17 protein-coding genes are annotated in these 18,159 nt (G+C 63.6%); 10 read left to right on the plus strand and 7 right to left on the minus strand.

Annotated elements, in window-relative coordinates; genetic code table 11:
- Positions 1 to 103 precede the first annotated feature (103 nt).
- The 3 genes from lptB to lptC are packed head-to-tail and all read right to left on the minus strand — an operon-like array spanning position 104 to position 2,237.
- Positions 104 to 880 carry an LPS export ABC transporter ATP-binding protein gene (gene lptB / locus AF337_RS01130; protein ID WP_003583867.1) on the minus strand — a complete coding sequence of 259 codons (777 nt, stop codon included), beginning with the start codon at positions 878 to 880 and terminating at the stop codon, positions 104 to 106.
- A 40-nt stretch (positions 881 to 920) separates the two neighbouring features.
- Positions 921 to 1,556, minus strand: a complete 636-nt coding sequence (locus AF337_RS01135; protein ID WP_049730678.1) for an LptA/OstA family protein — start codon at positions 1,554 to 1,556, stop codon at positions 921 to 923.
- A 15-nt stretch (positions 1,557 to 1,571) separates the two neighbouring features.
- Entirely contained in the window at positions 1,572 to 2,237 is a 666-nt protein-coding gene (gene lptC, locus AF337_RS01140) for an LPS export ABC transporter periplasmic protein LptC (protein ID WP_049730679.1), read from the minus strand.
- Between the two features lie 226 nt (positions 2,238 to 2,463).
- On the opposite strand from lptC, the gene sppA reads away from it, so the two are divergent.
- The 3 genes from sppA (at position 2,464) to AF337_RS01155 (ending at position 4,240) form a co-directional block, all read left to right on the plus strand.
- Positions 2,464 to 3,414: a signal peptide peptidase SppA gene (gene sppA, locus AF337_RS01145; protein ID WP_049730680.1), complete on the plus strand. Its 951-nt coding sequence runs from the start codon at positions 2,464 to 2,466 to the stop codon at positions 3,412 to 3,414.
- Positions 3,415 to 3,443: 29 nt separating this feature from the next.
- Positions 3,444 to 3,743 carry an integration host factor subunit beta gene (locus AF337_RS01150; protein WP_003544934.1) on the plus strand — a complete coding sequence of 100 codons (300 nt, stop codon included), beginning with the start codon at positions 3,444 to 3,446 and terminating at the stop codon, positions 3,741 to 3,743.
- Positions 3,744 to 3,907: 164 nt separating this feature from the next.
- Positions 3,908 to 4,240: a LapA family protein gene (locus AF337_RS01155; RefSeq protein WP_049730681.1), complete on the plus strand. Its 333-nt coding sequence runs from the start codon at positions 3,908 to 3,910 to the stop codon at positions 4,238 to 4,240.
- Between the two features lie 35 nt (positions 4,241 to 4,275).
- On the opposite strand, the gene AF337_RS01160 is transcribed toward AF337_RS01155, so the two are convergent.
- Together AF337_RS01160 and AF337_RS01165 are read right to left on the minus strand one after the other, a co-directional pair.
- Entirely contained in the window at positions 4,276 to 4,710 is a 435-nt protein-coding gene (locus tag AF337_RS01160) for a GNAT family N-acetyltransferase (protein WP_049730682.1), read from the minus strand.
- Between the two features lie 63 nt (positions 4,711 to 4,773).
- Positions 4,774 to 5,229, minus strand: a complete 456-nt coding sequence (locus AF337_RS01165; RefSeq protein ID WP_049730683.1) for an SRPBCC family protein — start codon at positions 5,227 to 5,229, stop codon at positions 4,774 to 4,776.
- Positions 5,230 to 5,296: 67 nt separating this feature from the next.
- On the opposite strand from AF337_RS01165, the gene AF337_RS01170 reads away from it, so the two are divergent.
- The 6 genes from AF337_RS01170 (at position 5,297) to olsB (ending at position 11,793) form a co-directional block, all read left to right on the plus strand.
- Entirely contained in the window at positions 5,297 to 5,917 is a 621-nt protein-coding gene (locus AF337_RS01170) for an NUDIX hydrolase (protein WP_049730684.1), read from the plus strand.
- Between the two features lie 99 nt (positions 5,918 to 6,016).
- Positions 6,017 to 7,114: a class I SAM-dependent methyltransferase gene (locus tag AF337_RS01175; protein WP_049730685.1), complete on the plus strand. Its 1,098-nt coding sequence runs from the start codon at positions 6,017 to 6,019 to the stop codon at positions 7,112 to 7,114.
- Positions 7,111 to 7,971 carry a TrmH family RNA methyltransferase gene (locus AF337_RS01180; RefSeq protein ID WP_049730686.1) on the plus strand — a complete coding sequence of 287 codons (861 nt, stop codon included), beginning with the start codon at positions 7,111 to 7,113 and terminating at the stop codon, positions 7,969 to 7,971. Before AF337_RS01175 ends, AF337_RS01180 begins: the two co-directional genes overlap by 4 nt.
- Positions 7,968 to 8,471: a signal peptidase II gene (gene lspA / locus AF337_RS01185; protein ID WP_049730687.1), complete on the plus strand. Its 504-nt coding sequence runs from the start codon at positions 7,968 to 7,970 to the stop codon at positions 8,469 to 8,471. Before AF337_RS01180 ends, lspA begins: the two co-directional genes overlap by 4 nt.
- A 55-nt stretch (positions 8,472 to 8,526) precedes the next feature.
- Positions 8,527 to 10,806 (plus strand): PAS domain-containing hybrid sensor histidine kinase/response regulator, encoded by a 2,280-nt coding sequence (locus tag AF337_RS01190; RefSeq protein WP_049730688.1) that lies wholly within the window; start codon positions 8,527 to 8,529, stop codon positions 10,804 to 10,806.
- Between the two features lie 108 nt (positions 10,807 to 10,914).
- Entirely contained in the window at positions 10,915 to 11,793 is an 879-nt protein-coding gene (gene olsB, locus AF337_RS01195) for a l-ornithine N(alpha)-acyltransferase (protein WP_049730689.1), read from the plus strand.
- 64 nt (positions 11,794 to 11,857) lie between these two features.
- Here the strand turns inward: olsB and AF337_RS01200 are convergent, their stop codons facing one another.
- On the minus strand, positions 11,858 to 12,847 hold the full coding sequence (locus tag AF337_RS01200) for a helix-turn-helix transcriptional regulator (RefSeq protein WP_049730690.1): 990 nt from the start codon (positions 12,845 to 12,847) through the stop codon (positions 11,858 to 11,860).
- A 177-nt stretch (positions 12,848 to 13,024) separates the two neighbouring features.
- Positions 13,025 to 15,310 (minus strand): NADP-dependent malic enzyme, encoded by a 2,286-nt coding sequence (locus tag AF337_RS01205; protein ID WP_049730691.1) that lies wholly within the window; start codon positions 15,308 to 15,310, stop codon positions 13,025 to 13,027.
- Positions 15,311 to 15,423: 113 nt separating this feature from the next.
- Here AF337_RS01205 and mutS point away from each other — a divergent pair, with 113 nt between their 5' ends.
- Complete coding sequence (mutS, locus tag AF337_RS01210; RefSeq protein ID WP_049730692.1) at positions 15,424 to 18,150, plus strand: DNA mismatch repair protein MutS; 2,727 nt, start codon at positions 15,424 to 15,426, stop codon at positions 18,148 to 18,150.
- The last annotated feature ends 9 nt before the right edge of the window (positions 18,151 to 18,159 follow it).

Here is an 18,159-nt window from a genome sequence, read left to right on the forward strand (position 1 = left end):
TGTCAGCGCGGTTAATTTCTGCGGTGGGACAGGTGTCGGCGAAAGGTCTGCGCCGTTTCAGGACGACTGAGGCAGCGTCCCCGTCTTTGGCGTCATCAGCCATTCAGAGGCTGAAATTGTCGCCGAGATAAAGCCGGCGCACTTCCGGATTGTTGACGATGTCGTTCGCCCGGCCATGGGTCAGCACTTCACCGGCATGGATGATGTAGGCGCGGTCGATCAGGCCCAGCGTCTCGCGCACATTGTGGTCGGTGATGAGAACGCCGATGCCGCGCGCCGTCAGGTGGTGGACGAGATTCTGGATGTCGGCGACCGAGATCGGATCGACGCCGGCGAAGGGTTCGTCAAGCAGCATGAAGGTCGGGTCGGTCGCAAGCGCCCGGGCGATTTCGAGGCGGCGGCGCTCACCGCCCGACAGGGCGACGGCGGCACTCTTGCGCAGCTTCTGGATATGGAATTCCTCCAGCAGCTCGTTCAGCTTCTGCTCGCGCTCGGCCTTGTCCTTGACATGCACTTCGAGGACGGCGCGGATATTCTCTTCCACCGTCAGGCCGCGGAAGATCGAGGCTTCCTGCGGCAGGTAACCGACGCCGAGACGCGAGCGGCGGTACATCGGCATGGTCGTGACGTCGTTGCCGTCGATCTCGATCGTGCCTTCATCCACCGGCACGAGGCCGGTGATCATGTAAAAGCAGGTGGTCTTGCCGGCGCCGTTCGGGCCGAGCAGTCCGACGGCCTCGCCACGGCGCACCACCAGCGAGACGCCGTTGACGACGCGACGCGTCGCATAGGTCTTCGTCAGACCGCGGGCGATCAGCGTTCCCTGATAGCGGCTTTTGTCGGCGGCGCCCGCAGCTTGTGGCCCGGGCTGGCCGAACATGGTGGATAGCGATGATAATTTCACGTGGGAGGCCGGCTTCTCAGTTCTGCTTCTGCTGTGCATTCGGCTGCGATTTTGGATCGAGCTGAATCTGGACACGCCCGCCGCAGCTTTCAAGCTCCGCCTGACCGGTTTGCATGTGAACGGTCAATTTGCAGCCGGTAAAGACGTTCGGTCCATCCGACAGAATAACCTTGTTGCCCTGATCCGCCGTGAGGATGAATGTCTGCGAGGCCATATCGAAAGCGCCGTCATCGGCAGTCGCCGTCTGCGTGCCCGATGTCAGCAGGACCTTGTCGGTCACCAGGATCTTGTCGATATCGGCACTGCCCGATGCCAGCGAGGCCGACTGCTGCGGCTGGGCTGCGGGTTGCGCTCCATCAGCGGCGGGCTTTGCCGCCTTGTCCTTGTAATAGACGGTCATCTTGCCGGACTGCATCGTCGTCGTCCCCTGGACGACCTTGACCTTGCCGGTGAACAAGGCAGTGTGCTCCTGATCGTGGATCTCCAGCTTGTCGCTTTCGATCTGGATCGGCTGGTCGTTGGAAAGCTTCATGCCCGACATCGTGGCCGCCTGCTGCGCGCCTGCGCCCGGGGCCATCAGAATAAGGGCAAATGCGCCGGCAATGAATGCCATGCCAGTCTTGCAAGTGGAAAAACGACAATCTTTTGTCATGGATGACCCGGCTGGTTAAGTGCCCTGTTTATGGATGGTGGATGGATCGACATTCATGCGAACATTCCCCTCGAATGTGATCACCCGCCCCTTATCGGTTATCTGGAGCGTCTTCGCAACAATGGAGGCATTGTCCTTGGTGATGGTGACGGGGTCGTCGCTGCGCATGTTTCCGCCCTTGATGTCGAGCCGGGCGGACTGGAAATTCGCGTTGAGGCCGCTGCTCAGCACCAGGGTGAAGGGGGCCGTCATATGCAGGTTGTCGGTGGCGCGATTGTAATCGGCCGTCGAGGCGACGACGCGGGCAATCAGCCCGTCATTCATCGGCACGGCGGCCTTGATGGTCTCAAGCGTGATCAGATCGGGATTGCGGATATCCTGCAGCGCCCTTTCGGCAAGCATCGAATAGTTGACGCCGTCGGAATTACGGCCCGCGATCGCCGGCTTTTCCATCACGACCTTGCCGTTCTCGATCTTGGCGCCTTCCATCTTGATGTTCTCGGGCAGATAGATCTTGACCAACGCCACCGCCGTCAGGCCAGCCGCGACGACGAGGGCTGCCACCGGCAGCAAAATCTTCAGCCGCCGCACGCGGGCGGAATGGAACAACGCATCGCCATAGGCGCTCCTGCCGGAGCCCGCATAGGCGGCATTTCCGTTGTTCTTCAGGGTATCGAGCATAGGTCTCGTTCCATGTGCGGTGACGGCAGCGCCTCGCAACAAAGCCGGCCGCCAATCACAGTTCGTTTCGCATTATTACATTGGCTTGCCAATATGGAATTTTTTCTGCAACAAGCAACAAAACGGAAAAACATCAAAAAGTGGCATTCGTACGCGCCGCTGCCACCTATTTCACCGGATCCATCGGCGGGCATGCCGAAGCCGGGGCCAGCGCTGGAGGTATCTCATGGACAGTTCGATGATCGCGGATCGCCGGCGGCTGCGCCGCAAGCTCTGGTTCTGGCGCCTCGCGGCGGTGGCCCTTGTCGTGGCGCTTGGTTTCGCCTTCTACAGCTTCGTCGTCGGCGACAGCAAGATGGGCCGCCCGCATATCGCCCATGTGACGATATCGGGGCTGATCGTCGACGACGACGAGCTTCTGGAGCGGCTGAAGAAGGTCGAGACCAACGACCAGGTGAAGGCCGCGGTGATTTCGATCTCCTCACCCGGCGGCACGACCTATGGCGGCGAAAAAATCTTCAAGGCGATCCGTGCGATTTCGGCCAAAAAGCCCGTCGTCTCCGACGTGCGCACGCTTGCCGCCTCCGCCGGCTACATGATCGCCACCGCCGGCGATACGATCATTGCCGGCGACAGCTCGATCACCGGCTCGATCGGCGTCATCTTCCAGTATCCGCAGATCCAGCCGCTGCTCGACAAGATCGGCGTCTCGCTGCAGGAGATCAAATCCTCGCCGCTGAAGGCCGAGCCCTCGCCCTTCCACGAGGCGAGCGAGGAGGCCAAGGCAATGATCCGCAACATGGTGGTCGACAGCTATAACTGGTTTGTCGATCTGGTCGCCGACCGGCGCAAGCTGCCGCGCGACGAGGTGCTGAAGCTCGCCGACGGCACCATTTATACCGGCCGCCAGGCGCTCAAGGTGAAACTTATCGATACGATCGGCGGCGAGCCGGAAATCCGGGCCTATCTCAAGTCGCGCGGCGTCGACGCCGACCTGCCGATGGTGGACTGGGACAAGAAGAGCAACACGCCGTTTCTGCTCGCTGGGGCTGTTTCGCGGTTGATTACGATCTTCGGTTATGATGATCTCATGAAAGGCCAGGATATCAATGGAATCCTGCCCCCAAAGTTGCTTCTTGACGGGCTGCTTTCAGTTTGGCAGGTTGGCCACGATTGATAAGAAATCAATAATTTAAGGGGGCGACTGTGATCAAGTCCGAATTGGTGCAGATTGTTGCGGCACGCAACCCGCATCTCTATCATCGCGACGTCGAGAATATCGTCAACGCGGTTCTCGACGAGATCACGGATGCACTGGCTGCGGGCAACCGTGTCGAATTGCGCGGCTTTGGCGCGTTTTCGGTCAAGAACCGCCCGTCCCGCTCCGGCCGCAATCCGCGCACCGGCGATACCGTCTTCGTCGAGGAGAAGTGGGTTCCCTTCTTCAAGACCGGCAAGGAGCTGCGCGAGCGGCTCAATCCCGGCCAGGCGGACGAAGAGGATTGAGCGGCGCAAGCCGCCTGCGGCGAATCCGCACTTGAACTCGTAGGCCGCTTTTCTATTCTGCTCATGCATCGGCCCCGAAAATCGGAAGCGATTTTCGGGGCCGATGCGCAGATACAACGCGCCGCGCGAAGAGAGCGGCACCATCCGACGCATGGAGAGCTCAAATGGCCAAGAAGATCGTCAACCTGTTGATTCTGCTGCCGCTCGGCGTCGTCCTCATTGTCTTCTGCGTCGCCAACCGGCAAAGCGTCACGCTCGCCTTCAATCCGTTCCGGCCGGAGGATCAGGTACTTGCGCTTTCCGCACCCTTCTTCGTCTTCCTGGTCGTTGCCCTGATCGCAGGCATGCTGATCGGCTCGGCCGCCACCTGGTTCAGCCAGGGCAAACACCGCAAGCGCGCCCGCACCGAAGCCAAGGAAGCCATCCGCTGGCAGGGTGAGGCCGACCGCCACAAGAGCCGCGCCGAGGAAATCGCCGGGCAGCTTCCGGCACGGTAAAACCGGCTCGGATTCGACGACGGTCCGGCGCTCGATCAAACCGGAAAGAAGCTCAGCTCCTCATAATCGCCCTCCGGCGACGTGCCGTTGCCGGTCACGCGGAAACCGTGGGAAAGGTAGAACGCCTTCGCCCGCCGGTTCTTCACCAGGCACTTCAGCCGGTAGCGGTGTTGCGGCCATTCGGGCAGCGCCTGCAGCAGCGCCGTACCGGCGCCAAAGCCCTGGAAGTCCCGGCTGATATAGAGCATGTGGATGAAATCATCGGCCGGCCAGAGCGCCAGGAATCCGGCTACTCCACCGTTTTCATGCTCGCAGACGAAGACCGTCTCGCCATTGGTATGAGCGGCGAAATCCTCGCGGTGGAACTTGCCGGGGTCGACCCAGACGAATGTTTCGCGGCGCACGGAAAGATAAATCTCCGCGAGTATTTCCTGGTCTTCCGCCCGCGGCGGCCTGATTGTCCACGTCATGACGTCGATTTAACCCATGCCCCACCCCGCGCCAAGCCCAAAGCACGTGGTGCCGGGCCGGGATCAGCCGGCCGCCATCTTCGCGACGACGGCGGCATTGAAATCCGAAAAGAACCCTTCGGCGAGCCTCTGCGAGGTCGAATCGAGCAGGCGTGCGCCGAGTTGGGCAAGCCTGCCGCCGAGTTCGGCTTTGGCCCGATAATGCAGGATGGTCTCGGCGCCGTTTTGCTCGAGCACGATGTCGGCGCTGCCCTTGGCAAAGCCGGCAAGACCACCCTTGCCTTCGGCCGACAGCGTGTAGCTTTTCGGCGCATCGACATTGGAAAGCGTCAACAGCCCATGGAAGGTCGCCGACAGCAGGCTGAACTTGACCTTGATCGTCGCCTCGAACATGTCAGGCGACAGCCGCTCGATGCTCTGGCAGCCCGGAATGCAGCCGCGCATGATCTCGGGATCGTTGAGCGCTGCCCAGACGACATCCCGCGGCGCGGCGATGCGTTCTTCGCCGGTGAAATCCATTCGACAGCCCCATCTCCGATTCGTTCATCTTATCCCAGCGGGAAAGGCTTTTGCCAGTTAGAGAGGAATGTTATCCCGCTCGTTGCGGAGCAAGGAACAGGCGATGAGTGACGAATTGAAGCCCTGGAGCGTGACGGCAAGCCGCATCACCTATGAGGACCGCTGGATCCGGCTGCGAAGCGATGATTGCGTCACCGCCGACGGAATTGTCGTCGCGCCCTTCCATGTGCTCGACTATCCCGACTGGATCAACGTCGTGCCGGTGATGCCCGACGGGCGCGTGCTGCTGACGCGGGAATACCGGCACGGCCGCGGCGAGATCATCCACGGTCTCGTCGCCGGCGGCATCGAGCGCGGCGACAGCGGGAGCGGCGATGCGGCGATGACAGCAGCCCGGCGCGAACTCCACGAGGAGACCGGCTATGAAGCCTCGACCTTCGTCAAGCTGCTGACCTCCTATCCGAATGCCGCAAGCCACAGCAACGCGGTGACGAGCTGGCTGGCGCTCGGCCTCAGCCGGGCCGGCGAACCGCGTTTCGACCCCGGCGAGAAGATCGAGCTGCTGTTTGCGGATCTTGCCGCCATCCTTGGCGACCTGCAGTCCGGCGCGGTCGTCATGCAGTCGATGCATGTCGCGGCCCTTTATGCGGCAGAAAGCTGGCTTCGCCGGCGGACATCCGAGGCTTGAAATACATACCGCGCCGGCGCGCAGTTGATCCGGCACGCTTTTCTGGGCTACTGCATAAATCAAAGGGCGCTGTGCCCGACAGAGACGCGGAAGAGCACGTTGAAACAGAAAGAACGCCGGCCGGGCCAGAAGAAGACATCAGGTCCTTCCGGTGAAAGCCGCAGGGACGATCGGGCCGGCCGGCCGCCAAAGCCGGCCGCACGGCCCGCGGCAGCCCGTGAGACGGTGCGCGAAGCTGCCGTGCCCGCCGCCGCCGAACGGCCGCTGACGACGCGCAGCGGCGAGCGTCCGACCGAGCGCGTGCCCGTGATCCTCGAATCGCTCGGGGCCGGCGACTTCCACCTGATCGACAGCGGCAACGGCGAAAAGCTGGAACAATACGGGCCTTACCGCATCATCCGTCCCGAGGCCCAAGCGCTGTGGCGGCCTTCGCTGCCGGCCCATGTCTGGGAAAAGGTCGATGCCGTCTTCACCGGCGACACCGACGAGGAAGGCAGCGGCCGCTGGCGCTTCCCGAAGGCGGCGCTCGGCGAGACCTGGCCACTGAACCTGCTCGGCGTCGATTTCCACGGCCGTTTCACCTCCTTCCGTCATGTCGGCGTCTTCCCGGAGCAGATCGTGCACTGGAGCTGGATGAAGGAGCAGGTCGAAAAGGCCGGCCGGCCGCTGAAGGTGCTGAACCTTTTCGGCTATACCGGCGTCGCCTCGCTGGTTGCCGCCGCGGCCGGCGCCGAAGTCACCCATGTCGACGCCTCGAAGAAGGCGATCGGCTGGGCGCGGGAAAACCAGGCGCTCGGGCGCATGGAGAAACTGCCGATCCGCTGGATCTGCGAGGATGCGATGAAATTCATCCTGCGCGAGGAACGCCGCGGCAGCCAGTACGACATCATCCTCACCGATCCACCGAAATTCGGCCGCGGCCCGAACGGCGAGGTCTGGCACCTCTTCGAGCATCTGCCCTTGATGCTCGATGTCTGCCGCGAGATCCTGTCGCCGAAGGCGGTGGGCCTGGTGCTGACGGCCTATTCGATCCGCGCCAGCTTCTATTCGATCCACGAGCTGATGCGCGAGACGATGCGGGGCGCCGGCGGCGCGGTCGAATCCGGCGAGCTGGTCATCCGCGAAGCCGGCCTCGACGGCAAGACGCAGGGCCGGGCGCTTTCCACTTCCCTCTTTTCCCGCTGGGTGCCGAAATGAGCAAGGACTTCCACGATCAGGGACCGCGCAGGGTCGGACAGGTGAAGGAAGTCACCTCGCTTGCCAATCCCATCATCAAAGACATCAAGGCGCTGACGAACAAGAAGTCGCGCGAGGAGAGCGGGACTTTCCTGGCCGAGGGACTGAAGCTCGTCATCGATGCGATCGAACTCGGCTGGACGATCCGCACGCTGGTCTATGCCAAGGCCGCCAAGGGCAAGCCGCTGGTCGAGCAGATGGCGGCAAGGACCGTCGCTTCCGGCGGGCTGGTGCTCGAAGTCAGCGAAAAGGTGATCGCCTCGATCACCCGCCGCGACAATCCGCAGATGGTCGTCGGCATTTTCGAACAGCGCTGGAAGCCGCTCAAGGACATCCGGCCCAGAGAGGGCGAGACCTGGGTGGCGCTCGATCGGGTGCGCGATCCCGGCAATCTCGGCACCATCATCCGCACAGCGGATGCGGCCGGCGCGTCCGGCATCATTCTGATCGGAGAGACGACCGATCCCTTCTCGCTCGAAACGGTGCGGGCCACCATGGGCTCGGTCTTTGCCGTTCCGGTCGCACGGGCGACGCCGGAGGAATTCATCGCCTGGCGGAAATCGGCCGGCGTTTGCGTGGTCGCGACGCATCTTGCCGGCGCGGTCGATTACCGCACCATCGACTACCGGAAGAAGCCCGTCGTGCTGCTGATGGGCAACGAGCAATCCGGCCTGCCGGACCAACTGGCCGGGCAAGCCGACGCGCTTGCCCGCATTCCGCAGCAGGGCCGCGCCGATTCTTTGAACCTTGCCGTCGCCACCGCCGTCATGCTTTTCGAGGCGCGCCGCCATCTCCTCTTACTTGCCGAGGGCAAATGACCGAACAGACTTTTGCCCGCCCCGCACTGTTTTCGAGGCCGGCGCCGATCCTCTTCTTCATCGTCGTCGCCGTGCTCATCGATCAGGTCGTCAAGATCGCTGTCGATCATTACCTGCCGCTGCAGGAGGCCGTGCCGGTTATTCCGATGCTGGCGCTCTACCGCACCTACAATCTCGGCGTCGCCTTTTCGATGCTGGAGGGCATGGATGGCTGGTTCATCGTCGGCATGCGGCTCGTCATCGTCGCCTTCGTCATCTGGCTGTGGTACCGCACGGCGAAGGACCGCTGGCTCGCCCATCTCGGTTATGCGCTGATCATCGCCGGCGCGATCGGCAATCTCGTCGATCGCTTCGCCTATGGCCATGTGATCGATTACATTCTTTTCCACACCGAAAGCTGGTCCTTCGCGGTCTTCAATCTCGCCGACAGTTTCATCACTATCGGCGCGGCCTGCGTCATTCTCGACGAGCTGATGCTGCCGAAAACGGCCAGCCACTAAAATCTTATCGAATTCCTGAAGGCATTCGGAAGAGGCCTCATGTTAGCCAGATAGCATGCACAATCTGGGACAGTTGCAGGAAAGATTGTCCGCCGCCTTCGGCGGACCCGCCGCCAAGCCGCATGAAGAGCGGATGGCGGGGTCCTTCTCGCGGCCGGTCGCATCGGCGCTTGAGGCAGCCGATGACGGCAAGATCGGGCCTGCAACAACACGCCGCCTGCTGGTCTGCTGGCTTGGCGGCGCCGGCCTGCTTGCCGCGATGATCCTGACGCTGCTTGCCCATGCCGGCGATGCTCTGCTGCTTTCGGGCGGTCTTGTCGTTCTCGGCCTTGCCGTCATCGCCAGCTATGTCGTCCTGATGGTGCGGCGGCGCAAGCCCCCGCGCGGCGGCAAATCCCTGCCGGATTGGAACGATGGCGCCAAGCTGTTCGCCGACGTGCACGACGTGCTCGGCGACATCACCGTCAGCCGCAGCATGGACCGGCGCATCATTTCCGCCAACGACACGTTTCGCCGCCTGACCGGGCGGCTGCGTCCGGAGGGGCGGAGCTGCGAGGAGATCGGGCTTGCCTTCCGCCCCGGCCCGATCCCGCACTGCTTCGACGTCGAGATCTCGACGCCGGACGGCCAGCGCATCTTTCTCTGGCGCGACGTCGTCACTCGTGACCCGGCAAACGGCCGCCTGCTGCTGCAGAGCGTGGCGCGTGATGTGACCGACGAGCGGCTGATCGCACAGGGCCGCGAAGAGGCCCGCCAGAAGGCGGAATATAACAGCGCCGCCAAATCGCGGCTGCTTGCCACCGTCAGCCACGAGGTGCGCACGCCGCTTTCCGGCCTGCTCGGCATGACGCATCTGCTCGCCGAGACGCGGCTGACGCAGGAGCAGCAGGACTATCTCGCCAATATCCGCCAGTCCGGCCACGCGCTGACGCAGCTTGTCGAAGATCTGCTCGATTTCTCCACCATCGAGGTCGGCCGCTTCGCGCTGCACCCGCGCTCGGAATCGCTGCGCAAGCTGCTCGAAAGCGTCGTCGAGATGCTCGCCCACCGGGCGCATGAAAAAGGCATTGAGATCGGCGCCACGGTGTCTTCAGACGTGCCGGAGAATATGAGCTTCGACCCGGCGCGGCTGCGCCAGGTTCTGTTCAACGTCATCGGCAATGCCGTGAAGTTCACCCAGGCCGGCGGCGTCTTCATTCGCGTGTCGCTCGACGCCGACGACCTGTCGATCACCGTCACCGATAGCGGTCCCGGCATGACGGCGGAGGAGCAGGCGCGGGTCTTCGGCGAGTTCGAGCAGGGCGGGACCGTCGCCGACAAGAGCAGCGGCACCGGGCTCGGCCTTGCCATCTCCGCCCGCATCATGCGCGAATTCAACGGCGCGCTGACGGTTGCCAGCGAAAAGGGCAGAGGCAGCGAATTCACCATCCGCTTCCCGGTCGATATCGGCAGCGAGCGCCCCGACAGGCGCAATACGCTGCTTGCCGGCAACAGCGTCGTGCTCCTGGCGCCGGCGGGTGCGGCGCGCACCGCCGTCGCCGAGACGATTACCGCGCTTGGCGGCCTCTGCCATCTCGTCGCCGACGGCGAGAGCGCGCGGGCAACGCTGCTTGGCTTGGCAAACAGCGGAAAGCGGCCGACCGATATCATCATCGACCATCGCATGTCGGCCGAATTTTCCGCCCATCTTGCCGATCGCGCCGAAATCGCCGCCCTTGGCCTGCGCAAGGTCCTGCTCGTCAATCCGGAGGAGCGCAGCGCCCATCCGCTCGACCTCTTCGATGCCTGGCTCATCCGGCCGCTGCGCGAACAATCGCTGATCGACGTGCTGCGCGGGCGCATGCGCGGCATGGAGAAGCGCGACGCGCTGAACGACAACCAGCCGGGCTTCGGCCTTTCGACGGCCGAGACGATGGTGGCCGCCAGCGGGCTCAACATCCTGCTTGGCGAGGACGATCCGATCAATGCCATGCTGGTGCGCGTCGTGCTGGAGAAGGGCGGGCATAAGGTGCGCCATGTCGAGGATTTCGAGGCGCTGCTCGATTGCGCCCTTTGCGAGGCGAATGCCCGGCCCGATATCATCATCAGCGACCTGTCGATGCCCGGCGGCAACGGCATCGATATGCTCGGACGCCTGCGCGGCCACGAAAGGCGGCTCGATCTCGCCCCGGTGCCGGTGATCGTGCTTACCGCCGACAAGAGCGACGAATCGCGCCGCCAGGTCTTGCTGAACGGCGCCAACCGGGTCATGGTCAAGCCGGTCGACCCGGTGCGGCTGCTGACCGAAGTTCAGGCGGTCGCCGCACTTTCCGCCCGCCGGGCAGAGGCGCGGTAACGTGCCGCGGGGCCGGCATGCGTCTTGCGCCGTGAAATCCAATATGTCACTTTCCTGTCGCAGAGAAGTGTTTTATGGCGTCGATAAGCCGGCAACGGGAGAATCGCCATGTCCGCCATCGACATCCTGAATCGTGACACCACTGCCGAGGCTGCACCGCCTTCGACGGCGGCTGCGCAGAAGGACGGCGATATCCTCGGCCGCATCGGCAATCTGGAAACCCGCCTGGCCCGCACGGCGCGCGAGATCGATGCCGCCCAGGCGGTGCGCTACCGCGTCTTCGTCGACGAAATGAAGGCGCAACTGCCGCAGGATGCCATGCGCCGCCAGCGCGATGTCGACGCCTATGACGCTGTCTGCGACCATCTTCTCGTTCTCGACCGCACGATCGAGGGTGACCCGGAAGACCAGATCGTCGGCACGTACCGGCTGCTGCGCCAGGATATCGCCATGGCCAATGGCGGTTTTTACTCGGCTTCCGAATTCGAGATCGACGGCCTCCTTGCCAAACATCCGGACAAGCGCTTCATGGAGCTTGGCCGTTCCTGCGTGCTGCCGGAATACCGCACCAAGCGCACCGTCGAGCTTCTCTGGCAGGGCAACTGGGCCTATGCGCTGAAGCACGGCGTCAGCGCCATGTTCGGCTGCGCCTCTTTCCCCGGCGTCTATCTGGAGAGCCATGCGCTGGCGCTGTCCTTCCTCTACCACAATGTGCTGGCGAAGAACGAATGGGCCGTCGACGCATTGCCGCATCTCGCCCGCAACATGGACCTGATGCCGGTCGAGGCCGTCAACCCGAAGCGGGCGCTGATGGCGCTGCCGCCGCTGATCAAGGGTTATATGCGCCTCGGCGCGATGGTCGGCTCCAGCGCCGTCATCGATCATGCCTTCAACACGACCGACGTGCTGATCGTGCTGCCGATCTCCAGCATTTCCGACCGCTACCTGAATTATTATGGCGCCGACGCCGGCCGCTTCTCGAGCTAGAGCCGTCTGCTTGTGAAAGCCTACAGCAAAAGACGCGCGCTGTAGGCTCTGCGATGGCGTGCCCTCACATACCGAACCGCCTTCTCGTATCTGACGGGTTCTCTCCATACGCCGCCCGATAGGTGGCCGCAAAACGGCCAAGGTGAAAGAATCCCCACTTCAAACAGATGTCCCGCAACGACTGCCGGTTGGAAGGATCGCGCAGATCCTCTCGGACCGCTTGCAGGCGGATCGTCCTGAGGTAGGCAGAGGGTGTGGCTCCCTTGAAGGCACGAAAACCGACTTCGAGAGCGCGAATGGAAATGCCCGCCGCCTCCGCGACACTCTGCATTGTCAACGGCTGCGCGATGTTTGCATGCATGAATTCAATGGCGCGACGGACGTGCCGCGGTGCGATCAGATGGATTTTCTTGTCGAGGAGATGCGAGAGCCGATGCGGAACCAGGCGCACCACCAGATCGGCAAAGGCCTGGATCAGGTTCGACATGGCAATTGGCGATTGGAGTAGCGGCCCGTTGTTGCGCATGCCGATGATCATCGTTTGGGCGAGGCCGCCGATCAACTGTCCCGCCGCCGTGGAACGATCAATGACCGGCGCCAGATCCATTGCCCCGGTCAGCGGGGTCTCCAATACGGCAGCGACGGTCTGAGCGATGATCGACCAGCTCAGGCTGAGTGTGTCCGACCGGTGCGGCGCTGCCCTCACGGAAACCCGTTCCGGTTCAAGATTGTTCGTCACCAACAGCCGCCCGGGTGTCGCTTCGGCCACGGTCCGACCAAATCCTACGTCGAGAGCACCCGTGCGCGGAACGATGATTGCCAGAGTTTCCGGCGTTCCATCTGCCGTTCGTGCACCCCAGCCGCCGGAATCCTGGTTGCTGACCAGCGACAACCGCTCATCGCCCCAAAACCCGACCTTCCAGTCGAGTGGTTTCTCTCGGCCATTGCGCCATGCGTCGAACGAACCGAACCCCTTGGTCAGAGCCTCGACCATATCGTCGAAAGTTGCCCCCTGAAATCGGGCGATGAAATTGGAGGATGCATTTTCCGGCATGGGAACCCAAACGGCTGATGAAATTAAATTATGCCCCGCGCTTTGCATCAAAAGTATGACTTATTAGATAAACCCTTTCAACCAGGGCCTCGGTGCGTAAGCCACAAAAGCTGTGCCCGGCCGACGTGTTGTCGACCGGGCACGGAAATGCCGTCTCATATGGGAGGCAGAGCGAGTTTACGAACCCGCGCCATAAGCGGCGATCGCCGCCATATTGACGATGTCGCTGTCCTTGGCGCCCATCGAGGTGATCTGCACCGGCTTGTCGAGGCCGACGAGGATCGGGCCGATCACGGTGGAGCCGCCGAGCTCCTGCAGCATCTTGGTCGAGATCGAGGCCGAGTGGAAGGCCGGCATGACAAGCACGTTGGCGGGACCGGAAAGGCGGCAGAAGGGATATTGCTCCATCACCTTGCGGTTCAGGGCCACGTCGGCCGCCATCTCTCCATCATATTCGAAATCGACGCGACGCTTGTCGAGGATCTTCACCGCCTCGCGCACCCGCTCGGAGCGTTCGCCCGAGGGATGGCCAAAGGTGGAATAGGCCAGCAGCGCGACACGCGGCGAATAACCCATGCGCCGCGCGAGCCCGGCCGCCTCTTCGGCGATATCGGCAAGCTGCTCGGCCGTCGGCATGTCGTGCACGGCGGTATCGGCCACGAAGACCGTGCGGCCGCGGCAGAGCGCCAGCGAGACGCCGATGACGCGGTGGCCAGGCTTTTCATCGATGCAGCGGCGCACGTCCTCCAGCGCCGTGGAATAGTTGCGGGTGATGCCCGTCACCATGCCGTCGGCATCTCCGAGCGCCACCATGGTTGCGGCGAAGTGGTTGCGGTCGTTGTGAATCAGCCGCTGGACGTCGCGGTGCAGGTAACCGTGCCGCTGCAGCCTGGCATAGAGATAGTCGATATAGGCCTCGACCCGCGTGGAAATACGGGCATTGACGATCTCCAGGCCCGGCCGGTTGAGATCGATGCCGGCGCGTTCGGCCGTCGACCGGATCAGGTCCTCGCGGCCGAGCAGGACGGCGGTGCCGAGCTGCTGATTGGCGTAGGACAATGCGGCGCGCAGCACCTGCTCTTCCTCGGCCTCGGCAAAGACAATGCGCTTCGGGCGGCGGCGCACCCGCTCATAGAGGCTGGCGAGCGTCGAGGCGATCGGATCGCGGCGCGCCGAAAGCTCGCGGGCATAACCGGCCATATCGGTGATGACCTTGCGGGCAACGCCGGTCTCGATCGCGGCTTCAGCGACCGCGACGGGGATCGCCGAGATCAGCCGCGGATCGAAAGGAACCGGGATGATGTACTGCGAGCCGAAACGCGGCCGGTTGCCCTGATAGGCGGCAACGACGTCATCCGGCACATCCTCGCGGGCAAGGTTTGCCAGCGCCTTGACGGCGGCGATCTTCATCGCGTCGTTGATGGTGGAAGCACGGACGTCGAGAGCGCCGCGGAAAATATAGGGAAAGCCGAGGACATTGTTGACCTGGTTCGGGTAATCCGAACGGCCGGTCGCCATGATGGCGTCGTCGCGGATGCGGGCCACCTCCTCGGGGGTGATCTCGGGATCGGGATTGGCCATGGCGAAGATGATCGGCCGATCCGCCATCGAGCGGATCATCTCGGCCGAGAAGGCGCCCTTCTGCGACAGGCCGAAAACGACGTCAGCGCCCTCCATCGCCTCCTCAAGCGTGCGCGCGTCGGTCTTTGCCGCATGCGCCGATTTCCACTGGTTCATGCCCTCTGTGCGGCCCTGGTAGATGACGCCCTTGGTGTCACAGAGGATAACGTTCTCGGGCGCAAAACCCATCGCCTTGATGAGCTCGATGCAGGCGATCGCCGCAGCACCGGCGCCGTTGCAGACGAGCTTCGTCGTCTTCAGGTCGCGGCCGGTCAATTCCAGCGCATTGATCAGGCCGGCGGCGGCGATGATCGCCGTTCCGTGCTGGTCGTCGTGGAAGACGGGAATATCCATCAGCTCGCGCAACCGGCTTTCGATGACGAAACAATCCGGCGCCTTGATATCCTCGAGGTTGATGCCGCCGAAGGAGGGGCCGAGGAAGCGCACGCAATTGATGAATTCGTCGACATTTTCGGTATCGATCTCGAGGTCGATGGAATCGACGTCGGCGAAACGCTTGAACAGCACCGCCTTGCCTTCCATGACCGGCTTGGAAGCGAGTGCGCCGAGATTGCCGAGACCGAGGATCGCCGTGCCGTTGGAAATGACCGCGACCATGTTGCCGCGGGCCGTGTAATCATAGGCCGTCTGCGGATCGGCGGCGATCGCCTTGACGGGCACGGCGACACCCGGCGAATAGGCAAGCGACAGGTCGCGCTGCGTCGCCATCGGCTTGGTCGGCACGACTTCCAGTTTGCCGGGCCGGCCCGTGGCGTGAAAATCGAGCGCCTCCTGGTCGGTAACTGATGTCGCCGGCCGGTCCTTCTTATCGATATCGGGCATAAATCCTCCAACGTCCTGTGGGCGACGCTTCGCTCTTCCTCAAATGCTGTTGTCATCTATAGCGGCGCGCGGATAGGGTTGGCACCTGTTTTTTTGGGAAAAACTGCACCTCCGTGAACGCACGAATAGACACAGGGAATGACGCCTTTTCGGCTGCCGAGCTTGCCACGGCGGAAAGCCGTGCCTCGGCCACGCCGATGATGGAGCAATATATCGAGATCAAGGCGAACAATCCGGGTTCGCTGCTCTTCTATCGCATGGGCGATTTCTACGAGCTGTTCTTCGAGGATGCGCTGGAGGCTTCGCGCGCGCTCGGCATCACGCTGACGAAGCGCGGCCAGCACATGGGCCAGGACATCCCGATGTGCGGTGTGCCGGTGCATGCGGCCGACGATTATCTGCAGAAGCTGATCTCGCTCGGTTTCCGCGTCGCCGTCTGCGAACAGGTCGAGGATCCGGCCGAAGCGAAAAAACGCGGCGGCAAATCCGTCGTCAAGCGCGATGTCGTCCGCCTGGTCACGCCAGGCACGATCACCGAGGAAAAGCTGCTTTCGCCCTCGGAATCCAACTATCTGATGGCGCTGACCCGCATTCGCGGTGGCGCCGAGCCCTTGCTGGCGCTTGCCTGGATCGATATTTCCACCGGCGTCTTCCGGCTGGCCGAGACCGAAGCCTCGCGCCTGCTTGCCGATATTCTGCGCATCGATCCGCGCGAGCTCATCCTTCCCGACACGATCTTCCACGATCCGGAACTGAAACCGGTCTTCGACGTGCTCGGCCGCACCGCGGTGCCGCAGCCTTCCGTGCTTTTCGACAGCGCCAGCGCCGAAGGCCGGATCGCCCGTTATTTCGGCGTCGCGACGCTCGACGGCTTCGGCAGCTTCTCGCGCGCCGAGCTGGCGGCGGCGGCCGCGGCCGTCGCCTATGTCGAGAAGACGCAGATCGCCGAGCGGCCGCCGCTTGGAAAGCCGGAGCGGGAAAGTGCAGCGTCGACGCTGTTCATCGATCCCGCCACCCGCGCCAATCTGGAACTGGCCCGCACGCTGTCGGGCGACCGCAACGGCTCACTCTTGAAGGCGATCGACCGCACCGTCACCGGCGGCGGCGCGCGGCTGCTTGCCGAGCGGCTGATGTCGCCGCTGACCGACCCCGCCCGCATCAATGCGCGGCTCGATTCGATCGGCTTTCTGATCGACGAACCGTCGCTCTGCGGCAAGCTGCGCGACACGCTGAAACATGTGCCCGACATGCCGCGGGCACTGTCGCGCCTGGCGCTCGACCGCGGCGGCCCGCGCGATCTCTCGGCGATCCGCCAGGGCCTTCAGGCGGCGAGCGACGTTGCGGCTGCGCTGGAAAGCGCGATGCTGCCGGAAGAGCTTGGCCAGGCGCTGTCCGGGCTGCAGGCGCTTCCCGCGGCGCTGGAAAGCCTGCTGGCCGAGACGCTTGCCGAGGAATTGCCGCTGTTGAAGCGAGACGGCGGCTTCCTGCGCGACGGCGCCAGCCCCGAGCTCGACGAGGTCCGGGCGCTGCGCGACCAGTCGCGCCGGGTCATCGCCGGCCTGCAATTGCAATATGCCGAAGAGACCGGCATCCGGTCGCTGAAGATCAAGCACAATAACATCCTCGGCTATTTCATCGAGGTCACGGCCGGCAATGCCTCGCCGATGACCGACACGGCTGAGGCCAAGGCCCGCTTCATCCACCGCCAGACGATGGCGAGCGCGATGCGCTTCACCACCACCGAACTTGCCGATCTCGAAAGCCGTATCGCCAATGCCGCCGACCGCGCGCTGACGATCGAGCTCGCCGCCTTCGCGAGGATGACGGCGGCCGTGGTTGCGGAGGCCGAGGCGATCAAATCCGGCGCCCGGGCGCTTGCGGTCATCGATGTTGCCGCGGGCCTGGCGCTGCTCGCCGAGGAGCAGGCCTATTGCCGGCCGCAGGTCGACGGCTCGAAGATGTTTGCTATCGAGGGCGGCCGTCATCCTGTGGTCGAGCAGGCGCTGCGGCGGCAGGCGGGCGGCCCCTTCGTCGCCAACCATTGCGATCTGTCGCCGAAGTCAGGCGACAAGGACGGCGCGATCTGGCTGCTGACCGGCCCCAACATGGGCGGCAAGTCGACCTTCCTCAGGCAGAACGCTTTGATCTCAATCCTGGCGCAGATGGGCTCCTTCGTGCCGGCGACCTCGGCCCATATCGGCATCGTCGACCGGCTGTTCTCGCGCGTCGGCGCCTCCGACGATCTGGCGCGCGGGCGCTCCACCTTCATGGTCGAGATGGTCGAAACGGCTGCGATCCTCAACCAGGCGAGCGACCGTTCGCTCGTCATTCTCGACGAGATCGGCCGCGGCACCGCCACCTTCGACGGCCTGTCCATCGCCTGGGCCGCCGTCGAGCACCTGCATGAGGCCAATCGCTGTCGCGGCCTGTTCGCCACGCATTTCCACGAGCTGACCGTGCTGTCGGAAAAGCTTGGCCGGCTATCGAACGCCACGATGCGCGTCAAGGAATGGGACGGCGACGTCATCTTCCTGCATGAGGTCGGGCCGGGTGCAGCCGACCGCTCCTACGGTATCCAGGTCGCCCGGCTTGCCGGGCTTCCGGCCTCGGTGGTGGCGCGGGCCCGCGATGTGCTCACCCGCCTGGAGGACGCCGACCGCAAGAACCCGGCGAGCCAGCTGATCGACGACCTGCCGCTCTTCCAGGTGGCGGTGCGGCGCGAGGACACGGCCCGCGGGCCGTCCAAGGTCGAGGAGGCGCTGAAGGCGATGAGCCTTGACGACATGACGCCGCGCGAGGCAATGGACGCGCTTTACGACCTCAAGAAGAAGCTGAAATAGGGTAGCGGC

This window comes from Rhizobium ecuadorense, from assembly GCF_001187535.1.
Classification (GTDB): Bacteria; Pseudomonadota; Alphaproteobacteria; order Rhizobiales; family Rhizobiaceae; genus Rhizobium; species Rhizobium ecuadorense.